This is a genomic window from Flavobacterium sp. UBA5153, assembly GCA_002413745.1.
Lineage (GTDB): Bacteria > Bacteroidota > Bacteroidia > Flavobacteriales > Flavobacteriaceae > Flavobacterium.
Genome location: DHXP01000030.1, coordinates 1 through 10760, shown reverse-complemented (window position 1 = coordinate 10760; position 10760 = coordinate 1). Strand labels below are relative to the sequence as shown.

Genomic DNA, 10760 nt, shown 5'->3' with positions numbered 1-10760 from the left:
GGGTGTTCACTTTGCTCCGGAATTACCTGTTCAGTTTAAACCGGAATGGGGTGTTCAGTTTGCTCCGGAATCACCTGTCCAGTTTGAACCGGAATGGGGTGTTCAGTTTGCTCCGGAATATCCACCTGAAAGGGATTTCATTGACTTTGCGCATGCAATGATTGCCCATGGGGCTGATATTATTCACGGCCATAGTGCACATAATTTTCAAGGCATAGAAGTATACAACCATAAATTGATTCTTTATGATACGGGAGATTTTGTGGATGATTATAGGGTCGATCCCGTATTAAAAAATGACCATTCCTTTTTCTTTAAGGTGGGAGTCTCTAAACGACGAATTGAAAAATTAGTGCTCATTCCTGTTTTGATTTCCAATGATCCGGTAAATCTTGCAATAGGCGAAGATTACAAATGGTGTATTCAACGCATGCAATATTTATCTGCAAAATTTGGAACAAAGGTGAGCGATAAAGGGGAAGTGTTGTTGTTTTGAAACAACTAAAACGAAAGTGTTTTACTTTGTAGGATTAGGGTTTGTTCATCCGAGTTGGCACCACATCTGGAACTTTTTTGAGCATTTTGCCCAATATTCTTTCCGAAGATATTGCAAAAACAATTATCTTAGGGCTGTGGGAGCGAAACCGTAAGTTTTACGGTTTCGCTCCTTTTGAAATGATTAACAAATCTAAAAATAAATAGTTTGGTCATAATTGGTAACCTTTACCGGATTAATTAAGAAAGCCTGGTCGTGATATCAGGCTTTTTTTTTGTTTTAAGAGATTGGTTTGCCGTTTGCTGCCACTCATGCCTGCCTGAGGTATGACAAGTTTGTGAAAAACAAGAACTCCGAGGTGGGGACGCTTTTGAGAGGGGAATGGAATTCGTTTTCCAGAACACTTTTATAAAAAATCAGGAATATAAAATTAAAATTAAGCTTTTAAATAAACGTGATTAAAAATAATAATAAAATTTGCATACATTTTGTATTTGTAAAAAATATAAATATTTGATATTCAATTATATCTATGATAAAATTGTAAACTTTTTAAATTTTATTTCAGTAACATTATTTTTTTTATACATTTACGTTGTAAAAAATAATATGTAAAAATGGAAACAGAAGAAGTTCAGCAAAGAAAAAGTTTTACGAATGATGAGGTTTTTCAAGAAACCTTAAAGTATTTTAAAGGGGATGATTTGGCAGCTCGTGTTTGGTTAAACAAATATGCATTAAAAGATTCCAAAGGTAATATTTACGAAAAATCCCCCAAAGATATGCACCGCCGAATAGCGGGAGAAATTGCCCGAATAGAAGCGAAATATCCTAACGGACTTTCAGAGCAAGAGGTGTACGATTTAATTAATGACTTCCAATACATCATTCCGCAAGGAAGCCCAATGACGGGTATTGGCAATCCGTTTCAAATTGCATCGTTGTCGAACTGTTTCGTTATCGGAAACAAAGGCGAAAGTGATTCCTACGGAGGCATTATGAAAATCGATCAAGAACAAGTGCAACTAATGAAACGCAGAGGTGGAGTAGGGCACGATTTGTCTCACATTCGACCGAAAGGTTCGGATGTGAAAAATTCGGCATTGACTTCTACGGGATTAGTTCCTTTTATGGAGCGTTTTTCCAATTCCACCCGAGAAGTGGCTCAAGAAGGAAGAAGAGGCGCATTAATGTTGTCGGTTTCCATTAACCATCCCGATGCGGAAGATTTTATCGATGCCAAATTGGAACAAGGAAAAATTACGGGAGCAAATGTATCGGTTCGTATCGATGATGCATTTATGAAAGCGGTAAAAAACAGTACCGAATATATTCAGAAATATCCCGTTTTTAGTCCGAACCCTTTGGTGAGCAAATCCATAAAAGCAGTCGATTTATGGAAAAAAATTGTTCACAATGCGTGGAAATCGGCAGAACCGGGTATCTTATTCTGGGATACTATCATTCGCGAATCGTTGCCGGATTGTTATGCTGATTTGGGTTACAAAACCATCTCTACCAATCCTTGTGGCGAAATTCCGTTGTGTCCTTACGATTCGTGTCGTTTGCTGGCAATCAACCTGTTTTCCTATGTAGGTAATCCGTTTACCAAAGAAGCTTATTTCGATTTTGAATTGTTCAAAAAACACGCTGGTTATGCACAAAGAATGATGGACGACATCATTGATTTGGAATTGGAAAAAGTAGAGGCCATTTTAGTAAAAATAGATGCCGACCCAGAAGAAGAGGAAATTAAAAGAACCGAGAAAAACCTTTGGTTAGAAATCCGAAATAAAGCAAGTGAAGGTCGTCGAACAGGCTTAGGTATTACAGCCGAAGGTGATATGCTGGCGGCTTTAGGCATTCGATACGGAAGCAAAGAAGGAAACGAATTTACCGAAAACATACATAAGACATTGGCTTTGGCGGCTTATCGTTCGTCGGTAGAAATGGCAAAAGAACGAGGAGCTTTTAAAATTTTCGATTCCGAAAGAGAAAGTAACAATCCTTTTGTGCTACGAATTAAAGAAGCCGATCCAAGCTTGTACCACGATATGCAAAAACACGGACGAAGAAATATTGCATTGTTGACCATTGCACCTACAGGAAGCACTTCACTGATGTCGCAAACCACATCGGGTATTGAACCTGTGTTTATGCCTATGTATAAAAGAAGAAGAAAAGTGAATCCGAACGATAAAGACGTGCGGGTAGATTTTGTTGATGAAATGGGCGACTCGTGGGAAGAATACATCGTGTTTCACCATAAATTCAAACAGTGGATGGCAGTAAATCATATTGATACTGCCATTAATTATTCTAATGAGGAATTAGATGTTATTATTGCAAAATCACCGTATTACAAGGCTACATCCTACGATGTGGATTGGTTGAGCAAAGTGGAAATGCAGGGAGCTATTCAAAAATGGGTTGATCATTCCATTTCGGTAACCATAAACATTCCGAACGAAGCGACAGAAGATTTGGTAAATCAGTTGTATATGAAAGCGTGGGAGGTGGGATGCAAAGGAGTAACGGTTTATCGGGATGGTTCCCGTTCGGGCGTTTTAATTTCCAAAGACGATAAAAAGGAAATAGAAGAAATAGAGGTACAGTACAAACAGGTTTTTCCAACCAAACGTCCGCAGGTGTTACAGGCAGATGTGGTTCGCTTTCAAAACAACAAAGAAAAATGGATTGCCTTTATTGGTACGATTGACGAAAAACCATACGAAATTTTTACAGGTTTGACAGATGACGATGATGGTATTTTACTGCCACGATGGGTAAATGACGGTTTTATCATTAAAAACAGAGACGAAAAAGGCAATTCACGTTATGATTTTCAGTATGTCAACCAGCGAGGTTACAAGACCACCATAGAAGGTTTATCCTATCGTTTTAACCCTGAATTCTGGAATTACGCTAAACTAATTTCAGGTACGTTAAGACACGGAATGGAAATTGACAACGTAGTGGAACTTATCAACGGATTACAGTTGGACAACGAATCTATCAATACTTGGAAAAACGGAGTGGCTCGTGCCTTAAAACGTTATATTCCTGACGGTACGGCGGCTTCGGGACAAAAATGTGGTAATTGCGGTTCAACCCACTTGATGTATCAGGAGGGTTGTCTTACTTGTAAGGATTGTGGTTCTTCCAAATGCGGATAATAATTAACTTAAGCCGATAGTCATTTCGGCTCAGGATGATAATAATTTACCAAGAGAAGGAGACTAATTTATCCCTCCGAGTTGGCGCCGCATCTGGAACTTTTTAGAGCATTTTGCCCAACATCCTTTCCGAAGATATTGTAAAAACAATTATCTTGGCGGTAGTGGGAGCCACGGTCAGTTTTATGGTTTCGCTCCTTTTGAAATGGTTGACAAAATCTAAAAATAAATAGTCCGGTTATGATTGGTAACCTTTTCCGGATTGCTAAAAAGCCTTGTCCGTTTTGGATCAGGCTTTTTTTATTTAACGGTTCGCGGCTTGGCGAAGGTGGCGATTTTCACCACAAATGTTCATACGAAGCACAAACTTCAATTTACGAAAAACTGTCATACGAAGCACTGAACCGCCACTTTTGCCAAACCGATGTTATCGGCTGCCCTGCTGTTCGTTCGGAGTTCGTCTGCCCGAAGTTCCGATAAAGTTTGTTCAAGGCGATTTACATTCATGCTCGTTTGTGTTAAATGGTGCTGGTGCAAAAATAAAAAATGCTTGCAAATGCGTTAGCACTTACAAGCACAAATTTACCTCTTGCGGAAAATAAAAAACTTCACACCTTGCAAGAGTGATTGCAATTTAATTATCCTGCTACTGCAAGCATAGCTTTACATTCTGCTGCACATTCTTTGCAATGTTCCATGTCAGTGTGTTTTGCACATTCAGTTGCACAAGCATTACAAGCGTCTTCGCATTTTTTGCAAAGAGCATCAAGGTTTGAATTGGTTTTACTTGCAGCAACTAAAGCGTTGCAAGCATCAGCACAAGCGATGCAAAGTTTTACGGAATGTTCCATTCCTGCTTTGCCTTTGTTTTCTGTTGAGCAAGTTTCACATGCCTATGCACATGTTTCGCAAGCATCAATGCAGCTTTCAATTTTTTTATTTTTCATTTTTTATAATTTTAGTTTGTAACTGAATTGTTACCCTGCAAAGGTGAAAAGAAGCATTCTTTAAAATATTACATATTTTTGGAAATAAGTTACATCATTCATACATTTTTCAAGTGCTGTGCTTTTTGCGTAGTGTATTGTTTTGCTCCATACGCTATCTGTCTGGTAAATTGTTTACTTTATGTGGACATTACAAAAAATTCTGATGTGGGTATCACTACTTTTATTTTATTAAATAACAGTTCGCTGTCAGAAGAAAATTTTGTTTTTATTTTTTTAAGTTGACTTACCTCTTTTGGATTTATGCCAGCAGTATCAATTGCTTTTTTCAGATTTCTGATTATAACTTGTAAATCGTGCCAATTGCCTAAAAGCTCCAGTAAATCATCTTTCTTTGGAAGCGGCTTATTTTGTTTCTCCAAATTCAGTATCTTCCGGCAATAATGAAACTTCTTTAATCGTTTGCGTAATTCATGAGCCTCTGGCGTTTGTAAAGTGTTTTGATTAAGAAGTTTTTCAATTTTTTTTATCTTCTTCTCCATATAACTCTTCACCTTTTTTTTATCCATCTTTTTAAGGAAGGGAACAATTTCACGAAATGTCTTTTTCAGCCGTGCAATAAACGTTTTATTTAAAATTGCAAAAAAATCCTTTCGTTCTTTTAAGCGGAGTTTCTTTAAACTATTCTTGTACTCTTTGAGCAAATTGTTAAGAAAATATTTTTTAAGCATCGCCTCTTCTACCTGAAGTTCTCTCACCTTTCCTGTATGACGGAAAATCAGTTTAAATGGCTTAAATGTTTTTTTTCGCTTAAAATCTTTTGAGCAAAAGTTTATCAATTCAAAAAAAGCATTCACCTTTTTAATTTCAACCCGCAGTTTATGAAAAGTAACAGGGGTATATGCCCGGGCGGATTTTTGCAATAGAAAACTAATATCATCTTCCCTGTTTTTAAAATATTCTGTAAGTGCTTTCACCAGGTATTAAAAGGTCTAAGAGTTAGATTTGCGTTTGCGTATTTTTGGTCGTTTGTAATATTTTTGTCAACCCAAAGTGGCAGTGAATATTTTTCATATTCATTTAACAATTCTATTTCTGCTACAAATAAACCTTTATTTAATCCTTTAAATTCATCAACTTCCCAGATCTTATTGTCGTGAGTTACATAATGTCTTGTTTTTTCAATAAGGTTAGAAGTAAACTTATCAATTAATTCATTTGCGTCAGCAATGGGGATTTCATATTCAAATTCAGGTCGGCTGGAACCAATTGATTTGCCTTTTATTGTAAGATAACCTTTGTTACCCGTAGTCCTTATACGAATTGTTTTATTCGGGTCAGTAATTAAATAGGCTTGTTTCAAGTCGGCACTTTTGTCTGGAACTATTTGTTTCCACAGGTCTTGTTTTATTAAATACTTATGTTCTGTTTCTGTCGCCATAAAAGGAATCAGTGAAGTTTAAAAAATAAGGGATGGCGATGCAAAAAGAAGTGTAAAAATTAACAAGTGAACAGAAACGGCATCGTTAATTTTGCCAGAGTTATTCTATTTCGAAAGTTATTTTACAGTCCAACCTCCAGTGTGTAATTTTATCCTTATCCACTTCGGCTGTTAAATTTTCTACATACACAGAGCGTATATTGTGGATAGTTTTAGATGCTTCGGTAACTGCATTTTGTGTTGCATCTTCCCAACTTTTTTTTGACTCAGCTAAGAGTTCGATTACTTTTAATAGTGCCATGGTTATTTGTTTTTTAAATTAGTTCGATTATTTTTTGATTAACTTTTTTTCTTTCGGGACTTTTAATCCTGCTTCTCGCGCCTCACTTATACCGATGGCAATTGCCTGCTCGCGACTTTTTACAATACCACCTTTACCGCCTTTGCCTGATTTTAATTCTCCATGCTTAAATTCATGCATGACCTCTTCAATTTTTTCCTGAGCTTTTTTAGAATATTTTGCCATAATTATTTGTTATTAAAAATTGGAGGTGGTTCATCAATTCGGGTCGGGTCGTTTTTTTCGGGTTCGTCTTCTCCAAGTCTTGGCTTGATGGGGTCGGGATTTTCATCAGGCTTTTCAGGAGTAGTTGGTTTGTTTGGAAACGGATTCCCGGGAGGTCTTTGTGGATCTTCTCTTTTTTTTCCTGCTGATGGTTGATTCGACTTGCTATCAGATTGCTGACTGCGTTGGTCATTTTTATTTTTTTCCATTTTTAATTTTTATTTAAATTGTGCATGAATTATTATTCGTAAAGATAAATACCCTTGTAAGGATAAGTGTTACACAATTTTGGAAATAAGTTACATCATTCACACATGGCAGAGTATGCTATTGCACAAAGATTTCTGCACAGGCGGTAATAGAGTTGAACATAACGGTCGAGTTCATGCGCCATAAGGGATTTCGGAGCTGCGTCCCTATCAACCTGGACGAATCGCAGATGCGGGAGATGAGTTTCGCAAACCACAGAAACCCTTATGGAGTGTATACTTTGTTGACAGATATGCATATATTATATGATTGTATAATGTATAAACGCTGCTTTAGATATCGGAGCAACTTAATTAAATGTGATATCTTACTACCATAGCCTTTCCCACCCAATCGAAATCCCATAGCAAATCCTGAAGCAAAGGACAACGCCTATGTAAAGGAACTTTTCAACACCCGGCAGCCAAATTTGGCTTTGGTCTATCAGGGTTAGGATTTTTCATTTATAAGTTGGTTGGTTTGAACTGATTTTTCAATAAATTTATTTTGTCAAAATTGAATTTCCTTTTTGAATCTCTGAGAATCCAGAAGATGACCCCACTAATTAATGCTGCAAAAAAGCACCATACTGAAGTGAGATATTGTTTAAAAAATATTGCTGTAACTAAACATGATAAAAACATTAATACGCCTAAAAGATGCGTTCTTTTAATACTCGAAACAAAAAGAGGAGTAATAGAAGCGATTAAGTAAACTATAAAAGCCAACATGACAAAAGATTTAGGGAAATCAGTCTTATACTGAATATGATAACCCATAATTTGCGGGGTGACATTGAAAAACAATAAACAATAAACATAATACAATGACAATGATAAACCCATAAATAGTAGAATCCACAGTATTCTTTTTCTTTTTTTATTCTCTTCCATGAATAGAACTGAAAGAGGAATCATCATTGGCCAAAGAACGTCAGCCATTATTAGAAATAGATAAGTACTAAATTTTTGAAGATTTACATAATCAGGATTTGGTAATGTTAACCACAAAAAGCCTTCAGCAAATTGTTGAATCCCGAAAAATAATGGAATACTCGCAAATACAAGCTGAGACGGTTTATGAACTTTAGTAACAGTTACAATACCTATTGCAGAAATGATAATACCTCCTGCAAAACTTGCTTCTGCTGAAAAACACATATTTTATTTTTATTTAAATTGTGAATGATAATTACACTGTAAAGGTGAATACCTTTATAACGATAAATGTTACACAATTTTAGAAATAAGTTACATCATTCATACATTTAGGAAAGAGAAGTTAATTTCTTTCTTATAACTTTCTCGTCAAACGCTGTGTCCCGAATGATATTGTTTTGCTTGTCGCAATTAAAGTCAGCGTAACATATTTCTATGAGTTGGATGTTGAGCTTGGAAAAATAATTTACGCTATCGGTGTTTTGCTTTTCGCAATACGTAACAGCAATTTTAAAGTCATCATAGTAGCCATCCACCGGAAAGTCAAAATCGGGTTGTCGTGAAGAAGTAATGCCTAAAACTTTGTCGCAAAGGTCAAGCACATATTTTTCGTCTGCGTCCGATTTAGGTTTTGTCTTGTCCATGTCTGAATAATTTGATACTACAATTATCGTTAAAAATGTTTATTCAAAGTTCGTCAGTTTCAAGTTAGTAGTGTCCCCAAGGGTTGCCGATAACTCATAAATATACGCTACTCAGTTGCGCCAATCTACCCAAATTTGGCTGGCTTTGCGCTATAAAAGCAGCTTGTATTTATTTTACTAAAGTAAGGGTAAATTATTACAAACTAACAATGTGAATGGAATAAATAATAAGTCATCATTTGACGGCAATGGTACGATTAATAAATAAAAAAAGAACTCAAAACGGTCAAGTTAAGAGTTCTTTTTATTTTAATCTTTTTATTTTTTTTATAACCTAAAAATCCCTCCGAAAACAATTACTTTTTCAAAAAACAAAAAATGTTGCGAAGCTCTGTCTGCATTTTCAGATGTAGTTCTAATGTCAGGCATATTGATGTAACCTCCTTTTAGTTCGGTTTGGATAAAAAAGTGTTTGAAAAAAGTGAAATTCAAACCCGCTTTTGCAGATAATCCATAACCCGAAATGTGGAAATCATCGTGTCTTGGTTTACTCATCAACATTGCGTTTGTTTTTGGATATAAAAAACCTGCACCAACGCCTTCGGTTATGTTAATTTGAAATTTATCTGTATTTGGCAACCCAATTAATTTTGAAAGATCGTCAACTCTAGAAATTTCGGTATTTATGTAATTTAAACCATCGGTATGCTCAAAAGTCAAGAATTTTTCAGTTAATAACACTTGGTTATTTGGCAATAATTCATCGTAAGATCCAGGATTTGGATAAAATCCGTTGATGTTAACGGCTCTATCTTGGTTCATCACATACTTCATGTGATCTAATCCTATCGAAACATTATAATGGTCGCTTATAAAATATCCCATTCTAAAATTGGTCTGGGGAATCGTCATTCTGGTTGGATTTATATAGTCAATATTCCAGCCTTTTGGTTTGTCGTGGGAGGTGACATCATATAGGGTAAAGTCATAATCAAGGCCTTTAAAATGAATATCGGAAGTAGAATAAGTACTTCGATTTCCTCCCCAAAAAATATAAAATTTTCCTTTGTTGTGTGCAGTATATTTTTCTAAAACTGGTTTTGTTTCTTGTGCGTAACCTTTAAAAAGGCCAAAAAATAATAATGTAATAAATGCTAATTTTTTCATTCGTAATCTAGTTTAATCTAATTTAAAATTGGTTTATCGTTTTTCTTATAGCGACTAACTTGGTCATTAAGGCCTCGAAATAGTCCAAATGCAACATATTCGCCCCATCACTTTTCGCATTGGCGGGATCAAAGTGGGTTTCTATGAAAATTCCGTCCACGCCAACAGCTATTCCGGCTTTGGCAATGGTTTCAATCATGTCGGGTCTTCCGCCTGTAACGCCAGCAGTTTGGTTGGGTTGTTGCAAGGAATGGGTAACGTCGAGAACCGTGGTTGCATACTGTTGCATCGTGGGAATGCCACGGAAATCAACAATCATATCCTGATAGCCAAACATCGTCCCGCGATCTGTTACCATAACATTATGGTTATGGCAATCCAACACTTTTTGTACGGCGTGTTTCATACTTTCCGGACTCATAAATTGTCCTTTTTTCAGGTTGATGACTTTTCCGGTTTTGGCAGCAGCCACAAGCAAATCGGTTTGACGAACCAGAAAAGCCGGGATTTGCAAAACATCTACATATTCGGCAGCCATGGCTGCATCTTCGTTCGTGTGAATATCGGTAACGGTGGGAACTCCAAAAGTTTCGGAAACTTTTCGAAGAATTCGCAAGGCTTTTTCGTCTCCAATTCCTGAAAAACTGTCAATTCTGGAGCGATTGGCTTTCTTGAAAGAACCTTTAAAAACGAAAGGGATTTCTAATTTATCAGTAATTCCAATTAGCTTTTCGGCGATTCGCATCGCCATTTCTTCGCCTTCAATGGCGCAAGGTCCGGCCAGTAGAAAGAAGTTGCCGCTATCGGTATGTTTTATTTGTGGAATATGTTGTATGTTCATAATGTAATTTTTAAAAGGGCAAAGATAGTTATGATTTACGATTTACGATTTAGGATTTAGGATTTATTTGAATAAATCCAAATATCATTGTGATGGACAAATCAGCAAGGAGCTGGCACAATGGATTATCAGAACCAGATTTTTTCTATTTTTTTGAAACATTAAGAAATTAAGAATGAGAAGGCATTGGCTTTTTCTTAATGAAACTTTACACATAATGGTTAAACTTTTGTTTTTCACATTCTCTTTTCTTGCTTTTAGAGAAAGCACTTCTCCCGATAGATTCTGTGTTGATT

The 10760-nt window shown here is 36.2% G+C and carries 12 protein-coding genes; 2 read left to right on the top strand and 10 right to left on the bottom strand.

Features of this window, described 5'->3' with window-relative positions; all coding sequences use genetic code 11:
• Together B2145_RS06220 and B2145_RS06215 are read left to right on the top strand one after the other, a co-directional pair.
• The coding region (locus tag B2145_RS06220; protein WP_291099748.1) for a CapA family protein at positions 1-496 on the top strand (496 nt) is incomplete at its 5' end.
• Between the two features lie 617 nt (positions 497-1113).
• Entirely contained in the window at positions 1114-3672 is a 2559-nt protein-coding gene (locus B2145_RS06215; protein ID WP_291099745.1) for an adenosylcobalamin-dependent ribonucleoside-diphosphate reductase, read from the top strand.
• A 638-nt stretch (positions 3673-4310) separates the two neighbouring features.
• Here the strand turns inward: B2145_RS06215 and B2145_RS06205 are convergent.
• The 10 genes from B2145_RS06205 to kdsA form a co-directional block, all read right to left on the bottom strand.
• A complete protein-coding gene (locus B2145_RS06205) occupies positions 4311-4523 on the bottom strand; it encodes a hypothetical protein (protein WP_291099743.1) in 213 nt (70 codons plus the stop codon).
• Between the two features lie 275 nt (positions 4524-4798).
• Positions 4799-5596 carry a CHAD domain-containing protein gene (locus B2145_RS06200; RefSeq protein WP_291099740.1) on the bottom strand — a complete coding sequence of 266 codons (798 nt, stop codon included), beginning with the start codon at positions 5594-5596 and terminating at the stop codon, positions 4799-4801.
• A complete protein-coding gene (locus B2145_RS06195; RefSeq protein WP_291099737.1) occupies positions 5593-6060 on the bottom strand; it encodes a CYTH domain-containing protein in 468 nt (155 codons plus the stop codon). Before B2145_RS06195 ends, B2145_RS06200 begins: the two co-directional genes overlap by 4 nt.
• 100 nt (positions 6061-6160) lie before the next feature.
• Entirely contained in the window at positions 6161-6361 is a 201-nt protein-coding gene (locus B2145_RS06190) for a dodecin family protein (protein ID WP_291099734.1), read from the bottom strand.
• Positions 6362-6388: 27 nt separating this feature from the next.
• A complete protein-coding gene (locus B2145_RS06185; RefSeq protein WP_291099731.1) occupies positions 6389-6586 on the bottom strand; it encodes a DUF6496 domain-containing protein in 198 nt (65 codons plus the stop codon).
• A 2-nt stretch (positions 6587-6588) separates the two neighbouring features.
• Positions 6589-6834, bottom strand: coding sequence for a hypothetical protein (locus tag B2145_RS06180; protein WP_291099729.1), 246 nt, complete (start codon positions 6832-6834; stop codon positions 6589-6591).
• 504 nt (positions 6835-7338) lie between these two features.
• Positions 7339-8034 (bottom strand): DUF6629 family protein, encoded by a 696-nt coding sequence (locus B2145_RS06175; protein WP_291099726.1) that lies wholly within the window; start codon positions 8032-8034, stop codon positions 7339-7341.
• A 107-nt stretch (positions 8035-8141) separates the two neighbouring features.
• Positions 8142-8456, bottom strand: coding sequence for a hypothetical protein (locus tag B2145_RS06170; protein WP_291099723.1), 315 nt, complete (start codon positions 8454-8456; stop codon positions 8142-8144).
• A 327-nt stretch (positions 8457-8783) separates the two neighbouring features.
• Complete coding sequence (locus tag B2145_RS06165; RefSeq protein ID WP_291099720.1) at positions 8784-9623, bottom strand: hypothetical protein; 840 nt, start codon at positions 9621-9623, stop codon at positions 8784-8786.
• Between the two features lie 22 nt (positions 9624-9645).
• Complete coding sequence (gene kdsA / locus B2145_RS06160; protein ID WP_291099717.1) at positions 9646-10464, bottom strand: 3-deoxy-8-phosphooctulonate synthase; 819 nt, start codon at positions 10462-10464, stop codon at positions 9646-9648.
• Positions 10465-10760: the final 296 nt, after the last annotated feature.